The organism is Spinactinospora alkalitolerans, assembly GCF_013408795.1.
GTDB lineage: Bacteria > Actinomycetota > Actinomycetes > Streptosporangiales > Streptosporangiaceae > Spinactinospora > Spinactinospora alkalitolerans.
In genome coordinates this window covers 144,265-169,364 of the sequence record NZ_JACCCC010000001.1, presented here as the reverse complement: position 1 = coordinate 169,364, position 25,100 = coordinate 144,265, and the positions used below count along the sequence as shown (strand labels likewise).

Below are 25,100 nucleotides of genomic sequence, written 5' to 3'. Positions count from 1 at the left end.
CTCCCCGTCGACGACCTAAATGCGAACTGTTTGCAATTGAGAACTCTACGCGGCAGGGCCGCCGGAGCGAAGACCCGGGCCGGTGGCGGCCGGGGCGCGTCGGGCGCGGCAGGCGCGGCAGGCACCGCCGGGCGCACCGGGTGCGAAGAGACCTCCCGACGGACGCGAAAAAGGGCCCCGCCTCGGCGGCGGGGCCCTCGTCGTGCGGCGACCGGGTCAGGACACCACGTGCCCCTGGACGTACTCCGGACCGTAGCGCTCCCAGTCGATGAAGCGCTCGGTCTCGCCCATCAGGCTCGCGGTGAGCCACACGGCCACGCCGATGTCATCGGCGAGCCCCAGGAACGGGACGAACACCTCCGGCACGAAGTCGACCGGCGAGACGATGTAGAGCACGGCGAGCGCGAACAGCAGCAGCCGTGAGGCCGGCATCTGCGTGTAGTGGCCGCGCACGCGCGCACCGACCATGCGCGGGACCGCGCCCGCTCGGGTCATCAGTGAGGGCTTGCCCGGCCGGGTGCCCTCGTGCACCACCTGCCACGCCGCGGCGCCGGCGGCGGCCCGGTTGGACTTGCGCATTCTCTTCACCTCGACACGTGTCAGTGTGGTGGGCCTCGTCTTGAGATATGACGCGTCACCCACGCTTCTTGTTCCCTCGAACGCCGCCGATATGCGCGCCCGGGCCGCGCGTGCGCGCGCCGCCAGGGGCCGATCGCGGCGGTCCCGGGACGGGAGGGGTGACGTAGGTTGTGGGGCAGCATCCGATCCGCCCGACCACCGTTGGGGGAACCATCCAGACCACGCACGGCGGCGCGGCCCGCCGTCCCGGCCGCCTCCGTCCCGTCGGACTGCTCGCTGTGGCGGCGTCGACGCTGCTCACCGCGGCCTGCGGCACCGTGGCCTCCGGCACGACGCCGTCGCCCGAGGTGACCGCCACGCTCCCCCTGCCGGGGCCGGGCGAGGGGAGCGCCTCCCCCCGAGGAGCGGCGCCGGGGGCCGCCGAGCCGGACCCGCAGCCCTCCGACGCCCCGCCGCTCGCGGGCAGGGTCGTGGTCATCGACCCCGGGCACAACGGCGGCAACGCCGAGGCCCCGGAGGAGATCAACCGGCAGGTCCCCTCCGGCCCCGGGGAGAAGGCCTGCGACACGGTGGGCGCCGAGACCGCCGACGGCTACCCCGAGCACGAGTTCACCTGGGACCTCTCCACGCGGATCCGCGACCGGCTGGAGGCGGAGGGCGTCACCGTCGTGCTCACCCGCGACGACAACGAGGGCGTCGGGCCGTGCGTCAACGAGCGGGCGGAGATCGGCAACGAGGCCGGGGCCGACGCCGCCATCTCGATCCACGCCGACGGCTCCACCCCCGGCGGCAGCGGCTTCCACGTGATCGCCCCGGGCGTGGTCGACGGCTACACCGACGACATCGCCGAACCGTCCATGGACCTGGCGGCGGACGTCCGCGACGAGTTCCACGAGCGCTCCGACCAGCCCTACGCCGACTACGTCGCCGACGACGCCATCGACGTCCGCACCGACCTGGGCGGCCTCAACCTTTCGGACGTGCCCAAGGTGTTCCTCGAGGTGGGCAACATGCGCAACGCGACCGACGCGCGCAACCTCAAGGACGAGGAGTGGCGCGCGGGGGCCGCCAACGCCGTGGCCGCCGGCCTCACCCGCTACCTGGCGCGCGGCTGAGCCGGACGGGGCGTGCCGTGCTCACCCCCTCTACCCCAGGGGGTCGTGAAGGCCCGCCCCAGGAGGAATGGCGCGCGGGCGGGCGACTCTCCCGCGTGGCCGAAGGCCCGAAGACGGAAACCGCCCACCCGCGCGCGAAGCGCACGCCGACACCATGGGTACAGACCGACACCCCGGTATCGACCCGGAGCCCAAACAGGCGGCGTGGGCGGCGCGGCGCCGGGGCGATCCCTTGATGGGCCTTCGGCCACACAAGAGGATCGCCCGGTCACTGCGAGTCCCTCCTTCGGCTGAGGCTTCACGACCCCCTGAGGCCGGGGACGGCGGATGCGGCCACCCAGCCACCACGGACCCCTCCTGTGGCCGAGGTTTCACGACCCCCGGTGGTCGAGGCTTTCTTCACACCCTCATGAGAAGGGAGCCTTCAAACTCCGAGAATCGAAGGTCTGCGCACCTGCCCCCGAAGCGCCCGACAAGATTTTCAGCACACGTCTGGCCCCGCGGACGCACCCGCTCGGACAATGTGGGCATGCGACTGACCCCCGAGGACATCCGCGCCAAGCGGTTCTCCACGACGCGGCTGCGCCCGGGATACGTCCCGGAGGACGTCGACACCCTCCTGGAGCGGGCGGAGGCCGCGCTGGCCGCCGGGGACCCGGGGGCCGAGGGGGCGGCGACCGCCGACGAGGTCGAGGGGGCGCGGTTCCGGCCCACCTGGCTGAGCCCCGGCTACGCCGAGGACGAGGTGGACGACTTCCTCGACCTCGTCGCGGCGGAGCTGCGGGCCCTCGGGCCGGGCACCCGAGAGCACGTTCGGGACCGCGGCCGCGAGCCGGATCCGGCCGCCGGGACCGATGCCTCCGGACCGGCCGCCGTCCCCATGGCCGCTCCCGCCGCTCCCGCGCCCGGGAGCGCGGCCTCTCCCGCTGCCGGACCGCCCCCGATGCGGGCCGAGGACGCGCGGGGCATCCGGTTCTCCGGCACCCGGCTGCGCTCGGGCTACGCCCAGGAGGAGGTGGACGGGTTCCTGGACCGCGCCGAGGCGACGTTGGCCGCCCTGTCGGCCGGCCGGAGCGAGGCCGATCCGCTCACCGCGGCGCAGGTGGAGGCGGCCCGCTTCTCCGTCACGCGGCTGCAGCCCGGTTACGACGCCTCCGAGGTCGACGAGTTCCTGGACGCGCTGGCCGCCGAGCTCAGGCGGCACGGCCTGGACTGACGCCGTCCGGTGGGGCCGGGGCCCGGCCCCACCGGATGGTCACGGCGCCGGCCTCACGAGCCGGCCAGGCGCTCCAGGGGGAACGGCGGCCGGGCCAGCGGGCCCACCGCCGTGCGCACGAGCAGCAGCGGATTGTCGTCGCCGGCCGCGCGGTTGCCGCTCAGCGCGCCGCACCCGGTACACCGGTGGATGACGACCCATTCGCCGTCGCCGCGGACGGCGATCGAGATGGGTTCCATCCGGGACCGGCACTCCGACGCCCGGTCACCGGGGACGCGGTCGTCGACGTGCCTGCTCCACAGGCAGTTCGGGCAGTGGTTGCGGTGCGCCGTGCCCGGCGCGTCGAGGGACACGTCCAGGCGGCAGTTCAGGCAGCGGAACGACGTCGCGCACTGGCGTGCGCGGGAACGCGGATCGCGTCGGGACACGATGGATGCTCCTTGCGGGTTTTCGGGCGAGAGGAACGCGCGTGAGCGCCGCTCGCCGGCCCCGCGGCGGGACCCGTGTCACGACCGGTCATCCGGCGGATCGCCGGATCAGCGGACCGAGCCCTCCGCGTGGAGGCGAAACGCGCTCGGCAGCATCCGGGGCATAGGCCACCTCTCTCAGCAGGGAGAACACGTCGATCCGACGGTCTGGTCAGTCAATCCAAACCGAACCCGGTCGCGGGCGCAACGGATTTTCTCCGCTGCGGGCCACCGCCCCGCAGGACACGCGAAGAGGATTCGGGCTCCAATTAATCACAGAAAGTAATATGCAATTACTTGACGTGCTGGCCACGTGCCGTCCGCACGTGCCGCGGTCGACGAGGGGAGCGCCCATGGCCCATGCGATGACGCCGGGAGGCGAAGGCGATTCCGCCCGTTTCCCCTACGGCCCGCCGTGCGAGCCCGCGCGGTTCCCCCAGGGCTACCCGCCCGGCGCGCTCTACCGGCCGCACCCGGCGCCCGCGCCCCTGGCCTCCGTGCACGCCGCGCCCGACGACGAGCGCCCGCGCGGCGTCCGGCACCGGTGGGAGTCGCCGCTGCTGGCCGCAGCCATCGCGGTCACGGCGGGCGCGGTCGCGCTGCTCGGCCTCCTGCTGTGGACGCGCCCGGGCGTCCCCCCGATCGGTGCGCTCGTCCTGCTCGGCGTCCCCCTCGCGTACTGGCTCGCGCGGGGCCTGCTGCACGCGGCGCGCCGGGCCCAGGGGATCAAGGTCTCGCCCACCCAGTTCCCCGAGGCGCACCGCATGGTCAGGGAGCTGTCCGTCCAGATGGGACTGCACAGGGCGCCCGAGGCCTACGTGCTGCTCGGCAACGGGGTGGTCAGCACGGCGGCCTCGGGGCACGGGTTCCGCCGCTACGTCGTCGTCCACAGCGACCTGTTCGAGGTCGGCGGCCGGCTGCGCGACCCCGAGGCGCTGCGGTTCCTCATCGCCCACGAGCTCGGCCACATCGCCGCGGGCCACACCGCCTACTGGCGGCAGGTCGCCACCTCGGTCGCCACCGTGGTCCCCGTTCTGGGGTCGTCGCTGTCGCGCGCCATGGAGTACACCGCGGACAACCACGCCTACGCCCACTGCCCCGAAGGCGCGCACGGCATCCGCGTCCTCGCCGGGGGCAAGTACCTGTACCCGCACGTCAACCTGGGCGAGATGGCCGACCGGGCACGCACGGAGCGCGGGTTCTTCCTGTTCCTGCACAACCTGCTCGCCCGGCACCCGACGCACATCAAGCGCATGGCGGCGATCCGGGACCGGGGCCGACCGGGCCGGGTGTTCCACTGAAGGGCCGCGGCGGGGCCGGCCCGACCGCGGCCGCTACTTCGGGCGCAGGCTGGTGAGCAGCAGGTCGGCGTAGTGGGCGCCGAGGGCCGCGCCGGTGAGCTCGCCGTCGGCGTTGTACCACATGCCGAGGTGGTGCACCGCGCCGAAGTACTGGGTGACGACGATGTCGGCCGGCACGTCGTCGCGGAAGAGCCCCTCGCGCTGGCCCTCCTCGATCATCGAGCGGAACCGCTCGTGGTATTTGCGGCGCTCCTTGCGCACCTCGTTCTGCCGGTCCGGCGAGAGCATGTGCAGGGAGCGGAAGAAGATCAGCGTGTCGTCGAGGTTGTCCACGGTGGTGTGCACGACGTCGGCGGCCGCGGCGCGCAGGCGCTCGCCCAGGGGCCCTTCGGCGTCGGCGAACTCGGTGAGCCGCCGCATCTGCATGGCCAGGACCCGCTCGTAGATGGCGAAGAGCAGGTCGTCCTTTGACGTGAAGTAGTGGTACATCGCGCCCTTGGTGACGCCGGCGGCGTCCACCAGCTCCTGCACGGAGGTGCGCTCGAAGCCGCGCTCGGCGAACAGCCGGGTGGCCACCGACAGCAGCCGGTCGGGCACGGAAGAGGCGGCGCCGCCCGACGCCGCCGGCACGCTCGGTTCCGCCGAATCCGCCATGTGTCGCGCTCCCCTGCAGTCTGGCCGCGCGCCGCCTGCGGGGGTGACGCGCCTAGCTTCCCACCAGGATAGTCGACGGGACATACCGCCCAGTCGGTCACCGGCGACACGCCGGGGCCGACCGCGCGGACCGCGGATCCGGCCACGTCACAGCGGCGCGCGGCGGCGATTTCGGGGCGGGCGTCCGCGCGGCGCGCCGGATCGCGGCGCGGGACCTAGGGTGAGGAGCGGTCGGCGCCGCCGCCGTTCACACTGTCCGAGCGAACACTTGTTCGATAGGATGCCGGCGTGAGTCTCTACAACGAACGGATCGACGTCAGATCGACCAACGGCGGGCATCCCGCCCTCTTCGCGTGGCGCGGGCACATGTACCGGGTCCGCCGCATCATCGGCACCTGGAACACCGGGGCCGGCGATCACGGGGGCGCCGCGCCCGGGGGCGCCGACGTCCGTCTCGTGCGGGTGGCCGCCGAGTCCGACGACGGAGAGGCCAACATCGCCGACATCACCCTCGACACCGCGACCAACAACTGGACGATGCGGCGCCTCTGGGGGTGATCCTTCGTTATGGAGCCGACAGGGGGACGGTCCCCCGAAGGGCGGGGCCGCTCGGCGCAGCGGTCGGCTCCGCCCGGCGCCCTCGGGGTGGAGACCCTGATCGCGCTGCGGCGGGCCCACGACCACATCGACCGCCACTACAGCGAGCCGCTGGACCTCGCGGAGGTCGCGCGTGCGGCGGGGTACTCGCGCCACCACTTCGTGCGGGCCTTCCGGACCGCCTACGGCGAGACCCCCGGCCGCTACCTGTCGCGCCGCCGCATCGAGCGCGCCCAGGAGCTGCTGCGGTCGCCGGTCCCCACCGTGACCGAGGTCTGCCACGCGGTCGGGTTCACCAGCCTGGGATCGTTCAGCTCCCGCTTCCGCGACGTCACCGGACTGTCCCCCACGGAGTTCCAGCGGCGGGCCGCCACCGCCGCACCCCTCATGGTCCCCGGCTGCTACCTGCTGCGCTGCGCCGGTCCCCTGCCGCAGGCGATGACAGCAACGCGGAAGAAGCCCCCGGAGCCCGCCCCCCTCTAGCGTCATTGTCGACAGCACCGCATCGGCGAGAGGGGAACACGATGATCACCAGGCTCGGCGTCGCCGGCATCTACGTCTTCGACTACGAGGAGTCCAAGCGCTTCTTCATCGACAAGCTCGGCTTCGAGGAGCGCTTCGACCTGACCCTGGACAACGGCTACCGGTGGCTGACCGTGGGGCCGCCCGGGGACCCGCGCTTCCAGCTCAACCTCACCGTCCCCGGACCGCCGATGCACGACGAGGAGACCGCGGCGGCCCTGCGCTCGCTCCTGGCCAAGGGCGCGCTCTCCGCAGGGGCGTGGAACACCGACGACCTGCACAAGACGTACGCGGAGTACTCGGCGCGCGGCGTCGAGTTCCTCCAGGAGCCGCAGGAGCGGCCCTACGGCCTGGAGGCGGTGTTCCGCGACAACTCCGGCAACTGGTACAGCCTCAACGAGACGAACTTCGACGCCTTCGACAACGAGGCCATGTCCAAGGCCTTCGAGCCGGGCGGCCCGGCCTGATCCCGCACCGGCCGCCGCGCCCCGGGGACGGCGCCCGCCGCCCCCGGGTCCGGTCCAGGTCGTGTCGGGAGAAGGTGGGGACTGTCTCCAGGCCCTGTTCGGCCTTTGCGGGTCTGGTGAGGCTGTTGTCGGGCGCGCAGCGTCCGGCGAAGCGAGAGGTCGCGGGAACAGCGCCGCTCAAGACCCCGGCCACCGGTGGCGGGCGACCGGCACGGGATCGTGCGGCGCGCCCTTTCGCACCGCCGGCGCCGGCGCGCTGACGGCGGCCTTTCCAGGTCATGCGGTGGCGAACGGGAGGACTGCGGCCACAGCCTCCCGTTCCCGTCGACGGTCTAGAGGCAGTCGCCCACGTCGGCGTCGCCCTCGGCGACGGGGTCGATGGAGAACGAGACGCTCCTCCACTCACCGGCCTCGTTCTTCTCGAACATGGTGCTCGCGTAGGCGATGCCGGGTTTGAAGATGTCGGCCTGCCAGGCGCTCTCGTCGGCGATCTCGGCGGTCTCGCCGCTGCCGGCGTCCTGCAGCGCGAAGGTGCGCTGGTCCACGCAGAAGTCGACCTGCACGGTGTCCTCGGAGTAGGCGCCCACCAGTCCGTTGTAGAACCGCATGTCGCCGGCCGGCACGGCGTTGCTCTCGACGAAGGTGTCGATGGCCGTGCCCAGGGAGTCGTGCGAGGGCGAGTCCGCGGTGAGCCTCTCGGTGAGGAACGCCTGCTCCGTGTCCTGCTCGTAGAGCGCCGTGAACAGGTCCCCGTACAGGGCGAAGAACGCGCCCAGCGCCTCCTCCTGCGCCTGGCCTCCCGGCTGGTCGATCTCGATGATCGGCGTGATCTGCTCAGGGAACTCCTGCTCCCAGCCGCCGCCCTGCGCCTCCGCCGACGGCGACGATTCGGCGCTCTGCGCCGGCGACGCGTCGCCCTCCGCGCTCTCCGCGCCCGAAAGGGCTCCGCAGCCGGTCAGTCCCATGCACGCCGCGACCGCGGCAGCGGTCAGCAAAGGCCCCCGTACACTCATAAACCATTCCGTTTCATCGGCCACGGCCCGGCCGTGGACATCTTCTGTTCTCGTGTGCTCGCCCGGCACGAATGGGGACCACCCTGGCCCCGGTGCGTGACGCGGGGCAAGCCGTGAGCCGTGTGGGAAAGCGAACGGAACGTACCGGGTCCGACACGCATCTAACCGGCACGTGGCCCCCATCCCCGGCGCCGGGGAACGCGGCGGGCGCCGGCCCGGCAGCGGAGCGGCGGGGGCGACGGCGGCGCGCGGCCGCCACCCGTTCTACGATGGCTCGCGATGCGCATTCTCGTGGTCGAGGACGACGACCGCGTCGCGCGAGGCCTGGTCACAGCGCTGCGCAACGCCTCCTACGACGTTCACCGCGTTTCCACCGCCGCAGCGGCGCTGCGGGCGCCGGCGGTGGACGTCGTGCTGCTCGACCTCGGCCTGCCCGACGCCGACGGCATCGACGTCCTGCGCCGACTGCGGGAGCGCCCCGAGACCGCGGTCATCGCCGTCACCGCGCGGGCGGAGGAGCGCGAACGCGTCAGGGGCCTGCGCTCCGGCGCCGACGACTACGTGGTCAAGCCCTTCGGCATCGCCGAACTGCTGGCCCGCATCGACGCGGTGCTGCGCCGCACCAGGGCCGCCCGCGCCGACGCGGGCCGGGACGACCCCCCGTTGCGCGTCGGCCCGCTGACGGTCGACGTCAACGCCAGGGAGGCCGTCCTCGACGGTGCGCCGCTGTCGCTGACCCGCAAGGAGTTCGACCTGCTCGCGCTGCTGGCGGCGCGTGCGCCCGCCGTGGTCAGCCGCGAGGCGATCCTCGACCAGGTGTGGGGCGCCACCTGGGAGTCCTCCTCGCGCACGCTGGACACCCACATCGCCGCGCTGCGCGGCAAGCTCGGGGCCGCGGCGCCCATACGGACCGCCCGAGGGGTCGGGTACCGGCTGTCGGCCGGGCCGGAATCGGCGTGACCCGTGCTGCGCCGACTGCTGATCATCCTGCTTCCCCTGGCGTTCGTCCTGGTGGCGGCGCTCGGGGTGCCGCTGGGCACCGTGGTGGCGCAGCAGAGGACCCAGGAGGTCTACGTCGACCGGCTCAACGACGTGGGCCGGTTCGCCTCGCTGGGCGACAGCGCGCTGGACACCGGCCGCGCCGAGGCGCTGCGGATGGAGCTGGAGCGCTACGAGGACCTGTACGGGATCCCGGTGGCGCTGCTCGATCCGTCGAGCGATGTGGTGCTCTCCTCGGGGCCCGGCCACGAGATCGACGACGCGCTGGCGCGGCCGGCGATGCGCGAGGTGCTCAGCGACGCGCTGGCGGGGTTCCGGCCGGAGCCCCCGACGGCGGTGTGGCCGTGGGAGGACGACCCGCTGGTCCTGGCCGAACCGGTGGGCCGCGACAGCGAGGTGGTGGGCGTCGTGGTGCTGGTGTCGCCGACGGACGGGCTGCGCTCGGCGATCCTGGCCAACTGGGGATGGCTGACGCTGCTCGGCCTGGTGCCGCTGACCGGGCTGGTCGCCGTCTCCTGGCCGGTGTCGCGCTGGGTGCTGCGGCCGGTGCGCAGGCTCGACGCCGCCACCGCCAAGATCGCCGACGGCGACCTTTCGGTGCGCGCCGACGAGGTCGGCGGGCCGCCCGAGCTGCGCAGCCTGGCCGCCTCGTTCAACGCGATGGTGGACGTGGTGGAGCGGTCGCTGCACCGGCAGCGGGCGTTCGTCTCCGACGCCTCCCACCAGCTGCGCAACCCGCTGGCCAGCCTCCGGCTGGCCGTGGAGAACCTGGCGCCGTTCCTCGACGGTCCGGCCGCCCGCGAGGCGCACGAGGACGCCGTCGAGGAGGCCAAGGCGATGAACAGGATGCTGAACGCCCTGCTCGCCGCGACCCGCCTGGAGAGCTTCAGCAGCGCCGAGCCGGTGGACCTGGACAGCGTGCTCGGCACCCGGCTGGACCGCTGGCGGGTGCTGGCCGACGAGCGCGGGATCGACGTGCGGACGCACGTCCCCGAGGGGCTGCGGCTGCTGGAGCCGCCCGGGGGCCTGGGCAGCGTGCTGGACGAGCTGATGAGCAACGCCATGCGGCTGTCCGGCGGCGAGCGGGTGGTGCTGCGGGCCCGCCCCGGGGACATGGTCGAGCTGGTGGTCGGCGACGATGGCGTCGGCCTGGACGGCGAGGAGCGGACCAACGCGCTGCGCCGCTTCTGGCGCTCGCCCAAGCACCAGAACGTGGTGGGCACCGGCCTGGGCCTGGCGATCTGCGCCGAACTGGTGCAGGCCGCCGGCGGCGAGCTGCACCTGGAGCCCGGCCTGCCCCGGGCACACGGCGACGGCTACGGCCTGGCCGTCGTGATCCGCCTCCCGAAGGCCGCGTGACCTTGTAGGGCCTAAAAACGCTCGAATGACCCCTACAAGGTCAATGTGAGTCTCAACCCCGGCCCCGGGACGGAGTAGGCGCGCGGGTGGATCCCCTCCACCCCGACTCCAGGGGGTCGTGAAGGCCCAGCCCCAGGAGGGAGGACGCGCGGGTGGGCGATCCCTTGATGGGCCTACGGCCACGCGAGAGGATCGCCCAGTCACCGCGGATCCCACCTTCGGCTGAGGTTCACGACCCCCGATGGTCGAGGTTGAAACTCAAAGTCAAGATCGGCGAGAGAGCCACACGCCTACTCGGGAGCGGCGAAGTGGGCCGGGCCCTCCTCGCCGGCGTGCCGGATCCGGCGCAGGATGCGGTCGTTCATCTCGGGCAGGCCGCCGGGGTCGAACCAGGCGACGTCCAGCGACTCGTCGCCGTCGGCCCGCGGCTCGCCGCCGACCGGCCGACACCGGAACGCGATGTCCATGAACTGCACGCGGTCGCCGTTGGGGTAGGTGAACGGCGGCTCGGTGACCACGCTCGCCACCCGCTCGGGCACGACCCGCACGCCGGTCTCCTCGAACACCTCGCGCACCAGCGCCGCCGCCGGCTGCTCCCCCGGCTCCAGGATCCCGCCCGGGGTCGCCCAGTGCCCGTCGTCGGCCCGCCGGTGCAGCAGGATCCTGCCGCCGGGATCGACCACCACGGCCGTCACCCCGGTCAGGAACATCAACGCGTGCCCGATGTGCTTGCGCGTCTCAAGGATGAAGTCGGGTGTCGGCATGTCAACGACGGTACATAAGCGCCCGCTCCCCGGGCGCACCGTCCTGGCGGCCGCGCGGGAGGCCCGGATCACTGCTTGCGCTCGCGGAACCAGTCCTCGGCTCCCAGGTGGAGGGGCACGGGTCCCGTGGCGATGCCGGTGCGGACGTTGATGTGGGCGGCCTCGGGGCGGTCGGCGGAGATGGCCTCCGACCGGGTGAAGACGGTGGAGGTGACGATCCTGGCCATGGCCCGGGGGAAGTCGTCGCGGGTGACCAGCAGGTTGGGGATCGCGGCCGTGTCCGTCGCCGGGACGCCGGGGTAGGCGGTGGGCGGGACCGTGGCGGGGACGTAGGGGCCCGGATAGGCCTCGGCGAGCTCATCGGCCTGCGCGCGCAGGGGGACGAGCCGCACCCGGTCCTCGGCCACCAGGTCCGAGATCGCCGGCGTGGGGATGCCCGTCAGCGAGAACAGCGCGTCGATCTCCCCCGCGGCCAGGGCGTCGGCCGATGCGGCCTGGTCCAGCCGGACGTCCTCGGTGCGCCGCCCGGTCAGCTCCATCAGCCGTTCGACGGTGTGCTCGGTGCCCGACTCTTCGGCCCCGTAGGAGACCCGAAGGCCGTCCAGGTCGGCGAAGCCCCGGATCGCCGACTCGGCCGGGACGACGAGGTGCAGGTGGCTGTCGTAGATCCGGCCCAGCGCCCGCACCCGCCGCGGCGGTCGACCGTCGGTGCCGACCACCGAGTCCAGGCTGGCGAAGCCCACGTGGGCGGTCCCCTCCCGCAGCAGGCGCAGGTTCTCGGTCGACGCGCCGGTCTCCAGCGCCGTCACCCTCGTCCGGGGCAGCCACCGCCGCAGCGCTTCGGCGAGCGCGGCCCCGATCTCCCGGAACACCGCTCCGGGCGGCCCGGTGGCCAGGACCAGTTCGGGGAAGTCGGGTTCGGGCCGCCCCTGGCACCCGGACAGCGCCGCGAGACCGCCGAGGATGGCGGCTCGACGGGTGATGACCAGGCGTTCGGGCATGAACGCAGCCTACGTCCCCCGCTGGCCGGGACCGCGTCCCGCGCCGCGCGGCGGTGCCCTCCCGGCCGCGCGGCCGGCGTCACCCAGGGCGATCCCCGACTACCCAGGGCGCCGAAATGTCAGGTGAATCTGAAGTTTCCCCCTTGTGGCTTGCCTGTAAAACGGCCGGGTGACGACAGTCATGTGGCGCCCCGCACATGACGCAGTCACAGGAGGTCCCGTGCTCTTCGGACGATCCGCCAACTCCGGCGGAGGTGGTTCCGCCACCGCAGCCGGCGGTCCGGACGCAGGCGACGGGCCGGCGCAGCCGGTCCGCCGCAAGCGCTTCCACCGGCAGCTGTACTTCTGGGTGCTGGTCGCCATCGCCCTCGGCATCGCGGTGGGCATCGCCTTCCCGGCCCAGGCATCACAGATGAAGTGGCTGGCCGACCTGTTCATCAAGCTGGTCAAGGTCGTCATCGCCCCCACGATCTTCTGCACCGTCGTGGTGGGCATCGCCAACCTGGGCGACCTGGCCAAGGCCGGAGGGCTCGCGCTCAAGACCCTGGTCTACTTCACGGCCACGACCCTGCTGGCGCTGACGGTCGGCCTGGTCACCGTCAACATCCTGCGTCCGGGCGTGGGGCTCAACATCAGCTTCGACGAGGCCGACGCGACCGAGACGCTGGACGAGGCCTCGGCCTCCGACGCCGAGGGCGTCTCCGGCTTCATCCTGCACCTGGTGCCGGACTCCTTCTTCTCCGCCTTCGTCGACGGCCAGCTCATCCAGGTGCTGGTCCTGGCCATCCTGGTGGCGTGCGCGCTGACCTTCATGGGCAACCGCGCCAGGCCCGCGATCCGCGCGCTGGACACCGGAGCGAACGTGATGTTCGGCGTCATCAAGATCGTGATGTACGCGGCCCCGATCGGCGCCTTCGGCGGCATGGCCTACACGATCGGCGAGTACGGCGGCGAGATCCTGGGCAACCTCGCCTACTTCATGCTCAGCTTCTACACGACGTGCGTGCTGTTCATCGCGGTCTTCCTCGGCGTCATCGCCCGGATCGTCGGGTTCAACCTGTTCAAGTTCATCCGGCTGATCCGCGACGAGCTGCTGATCGTGCTGGGCACCTCCTCCAGCGAGTCGGTGCTGCCGCGCATGATGACCAAGCTGGAGGCCGCCGGCGCGAAGAAGTCCGTGGTCGGCCTGGCCATCCCGACCGGATACTCCTTCAACCTCGACGGCACCGCCATCTACATGACGATGGGCGCGATCTTCATCGCCCAGGCCACCGGCGCCGACATCTCGATCTGGACGCAGATCGGCCTGCTGCTGTTCATGCTGCTGTCCAGCAAGGGCGCCGCGGGCGTCAGCGGCGCCGGCCTGGTCACGCTGGCCGCGTCGCTGGCCGCGTTCGACAGCGCGATCCCGCTGGCCGGCATCGCCCTGATCGTCGGCATCGACCGCTTCATGTCCGAGGCCCGCGCGCTGACGAACCTGATCGGCAACGGGGTGGGCACGCTGGTCGTCGCCCGCTGGAACGGCGAGCTGGACCGCGACCGCCTGCGCCACGTCCTGGACCACCCGAACTCCATCGACATGGACGAGCTGATGAGCTACGACAACGCGCCCGAGAAGCCCGGCGCGAAGGCCGAGGCCGACGCGGCCGCAGGCGCGGGCGCGGAGCCGGTCGAGCCTTCGGCACCGGCCAAGGAGCCCGCCCCGACCGGCTGACGGCCGTCCCGTCCCCGGCCGTCGGCCGATGCGGGCGTCCGCGGGCACTCCCCTCTCCGTGCCGCGCGGACGCCCGCTCGTCTTCCTCGAGCGGTCCCCACTTCCCCGGGCGCTCCCCGCGTCCGCAAGATCGGAAACGCCCGTTTCGGGGAACCAATGCGAGTAAGGAGAAGAAACGTAACCCCCGCCACACCAGGAGGATCCCCCATGTCGACGGAACCCGCCCCGAAACTCGCGTCAGGCCCCGACGCTCCGGTGTCCCAACCGGCGTCGCCCGAGGCCGATGGCTCGCCCGCGCGCAGGCGCATCGGCCTGCTGGTCGGGGTGCTGCTCGCCGGCGCCGCCTTCCTGGCGCTGCCCGACTCCCTGTCCACCGGCGGCAGGATCACGGCCGCGATCGCGATCCTGATGGCCGTGTGGTGGATGACCGAGGCCATCCCCATCCCGGCCACCGCGCTGCTCCCGCTGGTGCTGTTCCCGCTGTTCGGCGTGTCCGCGATCGGCGACGTCGCCGCGCCCTACGCCGACGACATCATCTTCCTGTTCATGGGCGGGTTCATGCTGGCCCTGGCGATGCAGCGGTGGAACCTGCACCGGCGCATCGCGCTGACCATCGTGGCGGCCGTGGGCACCAGCCCGGTCATGCTCATCGCCGGATTCATGCTGGCCACCGGCTTCATCACCATGTGGGTCAGCAACACGGCCACGTCTGTCATGATGCTGCCGATCGGGCTGTCGGTCCTCGGCCTGGTCACCCAGCTCGGCGACGGCAAGGGCGACGCCAACTTCTCCACGTCGCTGATGCTCGGCATCGCCTACTCCTCCTCGATCGGCTCGGTGTCGACCATCATCGGCACCCCGCCCAACGCGCTCATGGTCGGCTACCTGGCCGACAACCACGGCATCGAGATCGGGTTCGGCCAGTGGATGCTGATCGGCGTCCCGCTGGCCGCGGTCTTCCTGGTGCTGGCCTGGGTGGTGCTGACCAGGTTCGTCTACCCGCCCAAGATCAAGCGGCTGCCGGGCGGCCGCGCACTCATCCGCGAGCAGCTGCACGAGATGGGCCCGATGTCGCGCGGCGAGTGGACGGTGCTGGCCGTGTTCGTCTGCGCGGCGCTGGCCTGGGTGTTCGTCCCGCTGCTCGCCGACAGTGCGACCGTCGGCGGGGCGCTGCCCTGGCTGGCCAACGTCTCCGACGCCGGGATCGCCATGACGGTGGCGGTGGCGCTCTTCCTGATCCCGGTCGACGCCCGGAAGGGCGTCGCCGTCCTCGACTGGGAGACGGCGCTGAAGCTGCCGTGGGGCGTGCTGCTGCTGTTCGGCGGCGGCCTGAGCCTGTCGTCGCAGTTCACCGCCACCGGCCTGAGCGAGTGGATCGGTGGGCGCGTCGGCGTGCTCAACATGGTCCCGGGCTGGGTGCTGATCCTCATCGTCGCCGCGCTGGTGCTGCTGCTGACCGAGCTGACCAGCAACACCGCGACCGCGGCGACCTTCCTGCCGGTCATGGGCGGCGTCGCGGTGGGCCTGGACATGGACGTCATGACGCTGATCATCCCGACCGCCCTAGCGGCCTCCCTGGCGTTCATGCTGCCGGTGGCCACGCCGCCCAACGCCATCGCGTTCGGGTCCGGCTACATCAAGATCGGGCAGATGGTGAAGGCCGGCATCTGGCTGAACCTGATCGCCCTGGTCCTGGTGATGATCGTGATGTATACGGTTGCCGCCTGGGCGTTCGGCCTCTGAGAAACGCCCTTCCGTGCGCGTAAGCCGAGCAGACGGACTCCTGACCCGCCCCGCCGATGCGGCGGTCTCCCCCGGCGACCTCCTTCCCAGAGCGCCGGGGGAGACCGCGCGTTCCCGCCGCGACCGCGCGGCGTCTACGATCGGATCGGCGATGAGGACGATTCGACGCGGCGGCGAGCACGAGATCGAGATCAGAAGATCCCGATTCATCTGCGCGCTGGCGCGGGTGGGCGACGAGGACGAGGCGCGCGCGTTCATCGCGGAGCGGCGCAGGCTGCACTGGAACGCCGCGCACAACTGCACCGCCTACGTGCTCGGCGACGACGGCCGGATCCAGCGCTCCAGCGACGACGGCGAGCCCTCCGGCACCGCGGGGGTGCCGATGCTGGAGGTGCTGCGGCATCGCGGGATCACCGACGCCGTCGCGGTGGTCACCCGCTACTTCGGCGGCGTCAAGCTCGGCGCGGGCGGGCTGATCCGGGCCTACGGCAACGCGGTGTCGGCCGCGGTCGACGCGTCCGGCGTGCTGGAGCGACGCACGCTGCCGGTCGTCGCGGTGGTCGCGGACTACCTGCGGGCGGGCAGGCTGGAGAGTGAGCTGCGCGTTTCGAGCCACCGCGTGCTCGGCGTCCGCTACGAGGCCGACGTGCACATCGACGTCGCGATCGAGGAGGCCGACCTCCCCGGGTTCGAGGCGTGGCTGGCCGAGTTGACCGGCGGGCACGCCCTGTGCGAGGTCCAGGGCAGCACCACGATCGAGGTCGAACCGTAGCCGGGGTTCTGCACAGGTGGGGGCGGGACGGTGCGCCCGGTCCGATCAGCGGGGAAGGTCGGTCCCGATGATGCCGGTGAGCGCGGGTCCTCCGGCGAGGCGTTCCAGCCCCGCGTACTGCGATGTCAGGCCGCATTCGGACGCCACGTTCACGATCAGCGTCAACACTGTCGGACGGCAGCTCGGTCGGCGCGCCCTCCAGGGAGCGGAGTTCGGTTTCGTGGATGCTCATACGGCCGTCCCCGGCCACGGTGCTCCACGGCTCCCGCTGCCGGACGTCCCGTTGGCCGAGCGTCGACCGGTGCCTTCCGGACACCCGGGGGTCGGCCGGCGCGCCTCCGGCAGTGAGCCGGACGTGGGCGTGTCGGCGGCGGGGCGGCCGTTCTAGGATCTCCCTACACGTCGTCGTCATAGGGAGTGAGCGGCCATGCGTACCTGGCGGGCCCCATTGGTGCCGGCCACCGCGTTCGGGCTGCTGCTCGGCGCCGTGGCCTGCACCGGGGATCCTCCTCCCGAACCGCCGGAGGAGTCGCCGCGGCCCATTCCCACCGCCTACTCCGGGGAGGCGCCGCCGGGGCTCGCGGGCGATCCCGTCCGGTTCCTGCACGGTCCCGAGGCCGGCGGTCCCGACATCGTCGACGATCCCATGGGAGTGCGCATCCAGGGCCTCGGGGACGCGTTCCTGATCAGTTCCAACAGCGAGGAGCGTCACCTCCTGCAGGACGCGGCGAGCGGCGAGGCGCTGTGGGAGGGCGACCGGCACGTCGGGCGGTTCACCTCCGACGGCGACGGCACGGCCGTGTTCGAGCTGAGCGAGGGCTCGGCGCACACGGTCGTCGACGACACCGGCGAGGAGGTCTGGAGCGGCTCCGATCCGCGCGAGGTCTACGTCAACGGCTGGGTGGTGCGGCGGCCCGAGGGCTGGAGCGCCGACGAGCCGCACGGGGAGTTCACCGTCTCCGACCCCGGCGGCGGCACCGCGTGGAGCTACGCGTTCGACCGGCCGGAGCCCCAGGAGGAACCGGAGGAGGGCGAGGAGAGCGAGGAGAGCGAGGAGGCCGACGCGGAGGCCGATCCCGACCCCGACCGCATGGGCGCCCCGGTCGGCGCGCGCGGCGACGTGGTCCTTCTCGACGACGGCGCGGGCCTGCTCCAGGCGCGCGACGCCGGTGCCGACGGCGAACTCCTGTGGAGCACGACCGGTGACGATCTCGGCGTCGCCGGGGACGGGGCCGTGTCCCGCCCGCAGCCGCGGCCGGTCGGCTTCTACGAGCTGCCGCTCGGCGAGGAGGAGCGGGACGAGGAGCAGGAGGAGGCGGAGTCCGGCGACGGCGGGACCGCTTCGCCGAGCCCCGCAGAGGAGTCCCTCCGCAAGACCGTCCTGGTCCGCTGGGGGCTGCCCGAGGATCCCTCGACGCTGTCGCTGCACGACCTGCGCAGCGGCGAGGTGCTGTGGTCCCTGGCCGAACCGGGCGCCAACCCCGGCGACGCGTTCGCCGCGGCCCTCGTCCCCGGGACCGTGCACGACGCGGCCACGCACACGCTCCTGCTGCCCCAGGGCAGCGGCACGACCCCGATGATCGCCGTGGACCTGGTGGCCGGGGAGATCCGCTGGCGGTTCGACGACGACACCGAGCGCGCCATCTCCCCCTCCTTCGCCCTGGACGGCTACGTCTACGGCGACTCCCGGGGCGTCGACGGCGATTCCCAGGTCGTCCTGGAGGCCGGGACCAAGGACGTCGTCTCCGACGATCCGGCCGGCTACGTGGAGGCCCGCACCGCCGACGGCCACGCCATGGTCGTCCAGGACCGCCAGCGCTTCGTCTTCGCCCCCGAGAACCCGCCGACCCCCGCCCCGACCTCGACTCCGTCCCCCAGCGGATGACCGGAATCCTGTACCGTCATGCGGCACAGATCACATTTCGCGTACCCCGATGAAGCACGGTTTGAGGCCGAGTCTCTACCATCCGGATTATGAGGGTTCCGGATGACCAGGCCTCGGAAGCGGGGCTGACGCTGGGCGAGGAGTTCCCCGAGGCGAGCCGGGCGCAGTGGCGTGAGCTCGTGGCCGGGGTGCTGCGCAAGAGCGGCGTCGACGCCGACGGGGCCGCCGCGCCCGAGGATCTGCTGACCACCACCACCTACGACGGCTTCCCGATCAGGCCGCTCTACACCGACGAGGGGCTCGACTCCGGCTTCCCCGGACTCGCCCCGTTCACCAGGGGCGGCCGGCCGCAGGGGGCCGTGGCCGGAGGGTGGGACGTGCGCCAGCCGCACGACGACCCCGATGCGGCCTCGGCGCGCCGGGCGATCCTGGCCGATCTGGAGAACGGCGCCGACTCGATCTGGCTGACCGCCGGAGGGGACGGCCTGCCCGTCGACCGGATCGGCGAGGCCCTCACCGATGTCCACCTGGACCTCGCGCCGGTCGTCCTGGAGGCCGGGGCCGACCACGAGGCGGCGGCCGAGGCGCTGCTGGCCGCCTGCGCCGCGGACGGCGTGGCGGCGAGTGCGGTGTCGGGCAACCTCGGCTTCGACCCGATCACCCTGGCCGCCCGCACCGGCGAACGCGCCGACCCGGCCCCGGCGGCGCGGCTGGCCGCCTCCTACGCCGCCCGTTACCCGGGGCTGCGCACCATCACCGTCGACGCGACCCCCTACCACGACGCCGGCGGGTCCGAGGCCCAGGAGCTGGGCGCGTCGATGGCCGCCGCAGTGGCCTACCTGCGCGCCCTCACCGAGGCGGGGATGGACGCGGCCGACGCCGCCGCGCGGCTGGAGTTCCGCTACGCCGCGACCGCCGACCAGTTCCTCACCATCGCCAAGCTGCGCGCGGCCCGCACCATGTGGAACCGGGTCACCGAGGTGTGCGGGCTGCCCCCCGAGCAGCGGGCCATGCGCCAGCACGCCGTGACCTCGGCGGCCATGATGACCCGCCGCGACCCCTACGTGAACATCCTGCGCACGACGCTGGCCTGCTTCTCCGCGGGTGCGGGCGGCGCCGACGCGGTCACCGTGCGCCCGTTCGACTCCGCGCTCGGCCTGCCCGACGGCCTGGCCCGCCGCATCGCCCGCAACACCCAGTCGCTGCTGCTGGAGGAGTCGCACGTGGCCCGGGTCATCGACCCGGCGGGCGGCTCCTTCTACGTCGAGCGGCTGACCGCCGACCTGCACGCCGCGGGCTGGGCGTTCCTCCAGGAGCTGGAGGCCGCGGGCGGCATCGCCGACGCGCTGGCCTCGGGACTGGTCGCCGGGCGGATCGACGAGGTCTGGCAGCGGCGCAGGGACGACCTCGCGCACCGCCGCCAGGCGCTGACCGGCGTCAGCGAGTTCCCCCATCTCGCCGAGCCGACGCTGGAGCGCGCGCCCCGCCCCGGCGCGCCGACCGCTCCGGCCGCCCCGAACGCGCTGCCCCGCCGCCGCTACGCCGAGGACTACGAGGCGCTGCGCGACCGCTCCGACGCCCATCTGGCCGCCACCGGCGCGCGGCCCCGGGTCTTCCTGGCCACGCTCGGCCCCATCGCCGCGCACACCGCCCGCGCCGCCTTCGCCTCGAACCTGTTCCAGGCCGGCGGCATCGAACCGGTGCCGGCGGGCGCGACCTCCGGCCCCGGCGAGGTCGCCGAACGCTTCACCGAGAGCGGGGCCCGCATCGCCTGCATCTGCTCCAGCGACCGGGTCTACACCGAGCAGGCCGCTGCCGCCGCGGCCGCGCTGAAGGAGGCCGGCGCCGAGCACGTCCTGCTCGCCGGGGAACCGGCGGAGTACCCGGCCGTGGACGACTACGTCTCCACCGGCTGCGACGCACTTTCCCTGCTGGAAGAACTCAGCGACTCCCTGGGGGTGGCGCGATGAGCGCGAATATTCCGAACTTCGCCGGGATCGGCGCCGGGGCCCCGGCGCGGCCCCCCGGTCCGGACGGCGCCGAGCGCTGGAGCCGGGCGCTGTCCGAGGCCACCGGAAAGGGGGCCGACGCGCTGGTGTGGGAGACCCCCGAGGGCATCGGGGTCAAGCCGCTCTACACCAGGGCCGACCGCGAGGGCCTGGACTTCGTCGGCGGCTACCCCGGGATCGCGCCGTTCCTGCGCGGCCCGTACCCGACGATGTACGTCAACCAGCCGTGGACCATCCGCCAGTACGCCGGCTTCTCCACGGCCGAGGAGTCCAACGCCTTCTACCGCCGCAACCTCGCGGCCGGCCAGAAGGGCCTGTCGGTCGCCTTCGACCTCGCCACCCACCGCGGCTACGACTCCGACCACCCGCGCGTGGCCGGCGACGTGGGCATGGCCGGGGTCGCGATCGACTCCATCTACGACATGCGGCAGCTCTTCGACGGCATCCCGCTGGACCGGATGAGCGTGTCGATGACCATGAACGGCGCGGTGCTGCCCGTGCTGGCGCTCTACATCGTGGCCGCCGAGGAGCAGGGGGTGCCGCCTTCGATGCTCTCCGGCACCATCCAGAACGACATCCTCAAGGAGTTCATGGTCCGCAACACCTACATCTACCCGCCGCAGCCATCGATGCGGATCATCTCCGACATCTTCGCGTTCACCTCGCAGCGGATGCCGCGGTTCAACTCCATCTCCATCTCCGGCTACCACATGCAGGAGGCCGGGGCGACCGCCGACCTGGAGCTGGCCTACACGCTGGCCGACGGCGTGGAGTACATCCGGGCCGGCCGCGGCGCCGGGCTGGACGTCGACGCCTTCGCCCCCCGGCTGTCGTTCTTCTGGGCCATCGGCATGAACTTCTTCATGGAGGTGGCCAAGCTGCGCGCGGCCCGCCTCCTGTGGGCCAGGCTGGTCAAGGACTTCGACCCGGCGAACCCCAAGTCGCTCTCCCTGCGCACGCACTCCCAGACCTCCGGCTGGTCGCTCACGGCCCAGGACGTGTTCAACAACGTGGTGCGCACGTGCGTCGAGGCGATGGCCGCCACCCAGGGCCACACCCAGTCGCTGCACACCAACGCCCTCGACGAGGCGCTCGCGCTGCCCGGCGACTTCTCCGCGCGCATCGCCCGCAACACCCAGCTCGTGCTGCAGCAGGAGTCGGGCACCACCCGCGTCATCGACCCGTGGGGCGGCAGCGACTTCGTGGAGCGGCTCACGCTGGAGCTGGCCGAGCGCGCCTGGGCGCACATCCGCGAGGTCGAGGAGGCCGGCGGCATGGCGCGGGCCATCGACGCCGGCATCCCCAAGATGCGCATCGAGGAGGCCGCGGCCCGCACCCAGGCCCGCATCGACTCGGGCCGCCAGCCGGTCGTCGGCGTCAACAAGTACCGCCCCGAGACCGCCGACGAGATCGACGTGCTCAAGGTCGACAACACCCGCGTGCGCGCCGAGCAGCTGGAGAAGCTGCGCCGGCTGCGCGAGGAGCGCGACGACGCGGCGGTCCGCGCCGCGCTGGAGCGGCTGACCGGCGCCGCTGCCGCCGCCTCCCACGGCGAGACGCTGGAGAACAACCTGCTGGCCCACGCCGTCGACGCCGCGCGGGCCAAGGCCACGGTGGGCGAGATCTCCGACGCCGTGGAGAAGGTGTTCGGCCGCCACTCCGGGCAGATCCGTACCATTTCAGGGGTGTACCGAGAAGAGACCGGTTCCTCCGGCGACGCCGGCGCCGCCATGGACGCCGTCGCCGAGCGCGTGGAGCGCTTCGTCGACGACGAGGGCCGGCGCCCGCGCATCCTGGTCGCCAAGATGGGCCAGGACGGCCACGACCGCGGCCAGAAGGTGATCGCCACCGCGTTCGCCGACCTCGGCTTCGACGTCGACGTGGGGCCGCTGTTCCAGACCCCGGCCGAGGTCGCGGCCCAGGCCGTCGAGGCCGACGTGCACATCATCGGCGTGTCCTCGCTGGCCGCCGGGCACCTCACGCTGGTCCCGGCGCTGCGCGACGAGCTGGCCGCGCTGGACCGCTCCGACATCATGGTCGTGGTCGGCGGCGTCGTCCCGCCCGCCGACTTCGGCGCCCTCCGGGAGGCCGGCGCCGCGGCGATCTTCGGCCCGGGCACGGTCATCGCCGAGGCGGCGGTGGACCTGCTCGCCGAGCTGACCGAGCGCCTCGGGCACTCCCGGGGCTGACCCGCGCCCGGCGACGAGATGGGGGACATGGGCAAGACGATCGACATCGACGCCTACGCCGAAGGCGTCCTCGCCGGGCATCGGCCCACACTGGCCCGGGCGATCACCCTGGTGGAGTCGCGCCGCGCCGACCACGCCGAGCTGGCGCAGGAGCTGCTGGTGCGGCTGCTCCCGCACGGCGGCGAATCGCACCGGGTGGGCGTCACGGGCGTCCCCGGCGTCGGCAAGTCGACGTTCATCGACGCGCTCGGGACCCGGCTGACCGGGCGGGGGCACCGGGTGGCGGTGCTCGCCGTCGACCCCTCCTCCACCCGCAGCGGCGGCAGCATCCTCGGCGACAAGACGCGGATGGCGCGGCTGTCGGCCGATCCCGCCGCCTTCGTGCGGCCCTCTCCCACGGCCGGGACGCTGGGCGGGGTCGCCCGCGCCACCCGCGAGACGATGATCCTGATGGAGGCGGCGGGCTTCGACGTCGTGCTCGTGGAGACGGTCGGGGTGGGCCAGTCCGAGGTCGCGGTCGCCAACATGGTCGACTGCTTCCTGTTCCTGACGCTGGCCCGCACCGGCGACCAGCTTCAGGGCATCAAGAAGGGCGTGCTGGAGCTCGTCGACGTGGTCGCGGTCAACAAGGCCGACGGCCCCTACGAGGCCGACGCGCGCAAGGCGGCCCGCGAGCTGGCCCGGGCGCTGCGCCTGCTGCAGCCGACCGGCCCCTCCTGGACGCCGCAGGTGCTGACTTGCAGCGGGCTCACCGGCGCCGGTCTGGACGAGGTGTGGTCCCAGGTGACCGCGCACCGCGCCGCGCTGGAGGAGGCCGGCGAGCTCGCGGACCTGCGCAGCCGCCAGCAGGTCGACTGGATGTGGGCGCAGGTGCGCGACCGCCTGATGGACCGGCTGCACCGCCACCCCGGTGTCCGCGAGCGGACACCCGGGACGGAGGCCGCGGTCCGCTCCGGCGAGCTCACCGCCACCCTCGCCGCCGAGCGGCTGCTGTCGGCCTTCACGCACGGCGGCGCGGACGGCGGGGGCCGCGGGGCCGCGGGGGACGGCGGGGAAGCGGAGGGCACCGGGGCGACGCGCGCCTCCGGGGGCTGAAGCGGGCCGGGTCCGCCCATTCGGACCGTCGGCCGTCCAATGTGCAGCAGACCACATCGGCTCCACGTCTGAAATGGCCCGTCTGGGAGAAAATATCTGGCTGATCGGCATTCCCGAGCGCCCGTTCGCCTAATACCGTGTGTGGTCAGAGCCTTACGGGAGCCAACGGGATCGGGAGTCGCAGCGGTCCGGCCGGGCGAACGCACGCCCTGTCCGGTCCCGGCCGCGGCGGCGCGGGAGCGACCGCGCCGGCGAAATCCCGGATCCCGCCGCTGCCTTATGGTTACAAGGGGACCCCTCAAAACTCACGTGGGGCTGGGAGGAGTGAACGTGCACAGGCTTGGGCTGAGCACCCGGGTCGAGAACCACAGCGTGATCGTTCAGGTCGAGGGCGAACTCGACATCGCGACCGCTGCCGACCTCCAAGAGCATGTCCTGACCGCCATCGACGCCCACGGACCGTGGCTGATCCTCGACCTGTCGAACCTCGACTTCATGGATTCCAGCGGTCTCAACGCAGTCATCAACGCCTACCGCGCCGTCAAGGAGCACGGCGGCAGCCTGGCGATCGCCGCACCGAACGAAAGGGTCACCAAGGTCGTGCGGCTGGTCGGCCTGCACCGCCAGGTCCCGGTGCACGGCACCGTGGCCGCCGCCGTCATCGCCATGGAGGCGCTGGAGGCCAAGAAGCAGGCGGGCTGAGGCGTTCGACGACCCCGATACGACGGGAGAGGCGCGGCAATGGCGTCGGGTGGGAGTGGGCCCGGCGCCGGTCGAACGCGCACGGCCGCCGGAGACGGCCGGCGCGATGGGGGCGTGACCGAACCGGAATCGACGCCGTCGGGGCGCCCGCCGCGCACGCGTGACCGCGTCCGCGTCTTCCGCGCCGTGCACGTGCGACCGATTCGACGTTAAATCGAGTGCGCTTTCGGTAGCGACCCCGGCGAGAGAGTCAGGACGTCCGAACAGCCTTGGAGACCGCACCGTGCGCACGAACCGAGCCGTCACCGCACTGTCCCTGTCCGCCCTGCTGCTCGCGGGCTGCGGAGGGGCCCCGACCCCCATGGAGGAGGAGCAGGAGGAGTCCCCCGAAATGCAGGAGGACCCGTTCCAGCAGGGCGACGAGCCGGCCACGGCGGACAGCCCCACGGCCTCTCCCGAGGTCAGCGCCACCTTCCAGCCCTACGAGGAGGGAGTCACGGCCGTCACCTACGACGAGGCCGTTCCCGAAGGGGCGCAGGTCGACGTCTCCGTCAGCAACGAGGGCGACGACTCGACGACGTTCCGGCTCCAGGTCTCGGGCCTGGAACCGGACCGGGAGTACGGTGCGCACGTGCACACCGAGCCGTGCGGGGAGCAGCCCGACGACTCCGGACCGCACTACCAGGACGAGGTCGACCCGGAGCAGCCCTCGACCAACCCCGAGTACGCCAACCCCGACAACGAGGTGTGGCTGGACTTCACCACCGATGCCGAGGGCAACGCGACCAGCGATGCGACGGTGAACTGGGAGCCGCGCTCCGACGAGGCGAACTCGGTGGTGATCCACACCGAGCACACCATGACGGAGCCGGGGATGGCAGGCCAGGCCGGTGACCGCCTGGCCTGCGTGAACCTGCCGATGTAGGGAGCAGGCCGA

General features: G+C 72.7%; 24 protein-coding genes. 17 read left to right on the top strand and 7 right to left on the bottom strand.

Annotated elements, in window-relative coordinates; all coding sequences use genetic code 11:
- Positions 1-216: 216 nt before the first annotated feature.
- The gene (locus tag HDA32_RS00885) at positions 217-579 is read right to left on the bottom strand and encodes a YkvA family protein (RefSeq protein ID WP_179641354.1); all 363 of its coding nucleotides are present in this window, start codon (positions 577-579) and stop codon (positions 217-219) included.
- A 212-nt stretch (positions 580-791) separates the two neighbouring features.
- Between HDA32_RS00885 and HDA32_RS00880 the strand changes: the two genes are divergently transcribed.
- On the top strand, positions 792-1,694 hold the full coding sequence (locus HDA32_RS00880; protein ID WP_179646378.1) for an N-acetylmuramoyl-L-alanine amidase: 903 nt from the start codon (positions 792-794) through the stop codon (positions 1,692-1,694).
- A 529-nt stretch (positions 1,695-2,223) separates the two neighbouring features.
- A complete protein-coding gene (locus HDA32_RS00875; protein ID WP_179641353.1) occupies positions 2,224-2,910 on the top strand; it encodes a DivIVA domain-containing protein in 687 nt (228 codons plus the stop codon).
- A 53-nt stretch (positions 2,911-2,963) separates the two neighbouring features.
- Here the strand turns inward: HDA32_RS00875 and HDA32_RS00870 are convergent, their stop codons facing one another.
- Entirely contained in the window at positions 2,964-3,338 is a 375-nt protein-coding gene (locus HDA32_RS00870; protein ID WP_179641352.1) for an RNHCP domain-containing protein, read from the bottom strand.
- 392 nt (positions 3,339-3,730) lie between these two features.
- Between HDA32_RS00870 and HDA32_RS00865 the strand changes: the two genes are divergently transcribed.
- A complete protein-coding gene (locus HDA32_RS00865; protein WP_312862991.1) occupies positions 3,731-4,678 on the top strand; it encodes a M48 family metallopeptidase in 948 nt (315 codons plus the stop codon).
- Positions 4,679-4,711: 33 nt separating this feature from the next.
- On the opposite strand, the gene HDA32_RS00860 is transcribed toward HDA32_RS00865, so the two are convergent.
- Entirely contained in the window at positions 4,712-5,332 is a 621-nt protein-coding gene (locus tag HDA32_RS00860) for a TetR/AcrR family transcriptional regulator (RefSeq protein ID WP_179641351.1), read from the bottom strand.
- A 288-nt stretch (positions 5,333-5,620) separates the two neighbouring features.
- Between HDA32_RS00860 and HDA32_RS00855 the strand changes: the two genes are divergently transcribed.
- The 3 genes from HDA32_RS00855 to HDA32_RS00845 are packed head-to-tail and all read left to right on the top strand — an operon-like array spanning position 5,621 to position 6,918.
- On the top strand, positions 5,621-5,890 hold the full coding sequence (locus tag HDA32_RS00855) for a DUF6504 family protein (protein ID WP_179641350.1): 270 nt from the start codon (positions 5,621-5,623) through the stop codon (positions 5,888-5,890).
- Between the two features lie 9 nt (positions 5,891-5,899).
- Entirely contained in the window at positions 5,900-6,412 is a 513-nt protein-coding gene (locus HDA32_RS00850) for a helix-turn-helix domain-containing protein (protein WP_179641349.1), read from the top strand.
- Positions 6,413-6,453: 41 nt separating this feature from the next.
- A complete protein-coding gene (locus HDA32_RS00845; RefSeq protein WP_179641348.1) occupies positions 6,454-6,918 on the top strand; it encodes a VOC family protein in 465 nt (154 codons plus the stop codon).
- Positions 6,919-7,250: 332 nt separating this feature from the next.
- Here the strand turns inward: HDA32_RS00845 and HDA32_RS00840 are convergent, their stop codons facing one another.
- Positions 7,251-7,931: a hypothetical protein gene (locus HDA32_RS00840; RefSeq protein WP_179641347.1), complete on the bottom strand. Its 681-nt coding sequence runs from the start codon at positions 7,929-7,931 to the stop codon at positions 7,251-7,253.
- A 279-nt stretch (positions 7,932-8,210) separates the two neighbouring features.
- On the opposite strand from HDA32_RS00840, the gene HDA32_RS00835 reads away from it, so the two are divergent.
- Positions 8,211-8,891, top strand: coding sequence for a response regulator transcription factor (locus tag HDA32_RS00835; protein ID WP_179641346.1), 681 nt, complete (start codon positions 8,211-8,213; stop codon positions 8,889-8,891).
- 3 nt (positions 8,892-8,894) lie between these two features.
- On the top strand, positions 8,895-10,289 hold the full coding sequence (locus HDA32_RS00830) for a HAMP domain-containing sensor histidine kinase (RefSeq protein WP_179641345.1): 1,395 nt from the start codon (positions 8,895-8,897) through the stop codon (positions 10,287-10,289).
- Between the two features lie 290 nt (positions 10,290-10,579).
- Here the strand turns inward: HDA32_RS00830 and HDA32_RS00825 are convergent, their stop codons facing one another.
- Complete coding sequence (locus HDA32_RS00825) at positions 10,580-11,053, bottom strand: NUDIX hydrolase (protein ID WP_179641344.1); 474 nt, start codon at positions 11,051-11,053, stop codon at positions 10,580-10,582.
- Positions 11,054-11,121: 68 nt separating this feature from the next.
- Positions 11,122-12,054: a TAXI family TRAP transporter solute-binding subunit gene (locus tag HDA32_RS00820; protein WP_179641343.1), complete on the bottom strand. Its 933-nt coding sequence runs from the start codon at positions 12,052-12,054 to the stop codon at positions 11,122-11,124.
- A 220-nt stretch (positions 12,055-12,274) separates the two neighbouring features.
- Between HDA32_RS00820 and dctA the strand changes: the two genes are divergently transcribed.
- The 3 genes from dctA to HDA32_RS00805 all read left to right on the top strand — a co-directional run bounded on the left by dctA (position 12,275) and on the right by HDA32_RS00805 (position 16,283).
- Positions 12,275-13,768, top strand: a complete 1,494-nt coding sequence (dctA, locus tag HDA32_RS00815) for a C4-dicarboxylate transporter DctA (RefSeq protein WP_312862990.1) — start codon at positions 12,275-12,277, stop codon at positions 13,766-13,768.
- A gap of 207 nt (positions 13,769-13,975) precedes the next feature.
- Entirely contained in the window at positions 13,976-15,511 is a 1,536-nt protein-coding gene (locus HDA32_RS00810; RefSeq protein WP_179641342.1) for an SLC13 family permease, read from the top strand.
- Positions 15,512-15,662: 151 nt separating this feature from the next.
- Positions 15,663-16,283, top strand: a complete 621-nt coding sequence (locus tag HDA32_RS00805; RefSeq protein ID WP_179641341.1) for a YigZ family protein — start codon at positions 15,663-15,665, stop codon at positions 16,281-16,283.
- A 45-nt stretch (positions 16,284-16,328) separates the two neighbouring features.
- On the opposite strand, the gene HDA32_RS30405 is transcribed toward HDA32_RS00805, so the two are convergent.
- On the bottom strand, positions 16,329-16,451 hold the full coding sequence (locus HDA32_RS30405; RefSeq protein WP_312862989.1) for a hypothetical protein: 123 nt from the start codon (positions 16,449-16,451) through the stop codon (positions 16,329-16,331).
- Positions 16,452-16,710: 259 nt separating this feature from the next.
- Between HDA32_RS30405 and HDA32_RS00795 the strand changes: the two genes are divergently transcribed.
- The 6 genes from HDA32_RS00795 (at position 16,711) to HDA32_RS00770 (ending at position 25,088) form a co-directional block, all read left to right on the top strand.
- A complete protein-coding gene (locus HDA32_RS00795; protein WP_179641340.1) occupies positions 16,711-18,168 on the top strand; it encodes a hypothetical protein in 1,458 nt (485 codons plus the stop codon).
- A gap of 89 nt (positions 18,169-18,257) precedes the next feature.
- Positions 18,258-20,138 carry a methylmalonyl-CoA mutase family protein gene (locus tag HDA32_RS00790; protein ID WP_179641339.1) on the top strand — a complete coding sequence of 627 codons (1,881 nt, stop codon included), beginning with the start codon at positions 18,258-18,260 and terminating at the stop codon, positions 20,136-20,138.
- On the top strand, positions 20,135-22,366 hold the full coding sequence (gene scpA, locus HDA32_RS00785; protein ID WP_179641338.1) for a methylmalonyl-CoA mutase: 2,232 nt from the start codon (positions 20,135-20,137) through the stop codon (positions 22,364-22,366). The genes HDA32_RS00790 and scpA overlap by 4 nt, the downstream gene beginning before the upstream one ends.
- 27 nt (positions 22,367-22,393) lie before the next feature.
- A complete protein-coding gene (gene meaB / locus HDA32_RS00780) occupies positions 22,394-23,461 on the top strand; it encodes a methylmalonyl Co-A mutase-associated GTPase MeaB (RefSeq protein WP_179641337.1) in 1,068 nt (355 codons plus the stop codon).
- A 330-nt stretch (positions 23,462-23,791) separates the two neighbouring features.
- On the top strand, positions 23,792-24,163 hold the full coding sequence (locus HDA32_RS00775; RefSeq protein ID WP_179641336.1) for an STAS domain-containing protein: 372 nt from the start codon (positions 23,792-23,794) through the stop codon (positions 24,161-24,163).
- Between the two features lie 283 nt (positions 24,164-24,446).
- On the top strand, positions 24,447-25,088 hold the full coding sequence (locus HDA32_RS00770; protein ID WP_312862988.1) for a superoxide dismutase family protein: 642 nt from the start codon (positions 24,447-24,449) through the stop codon (positions 25,086-25,088).
- Positions 25,089-25,100 lie beyond the last annotated feature (12 nt).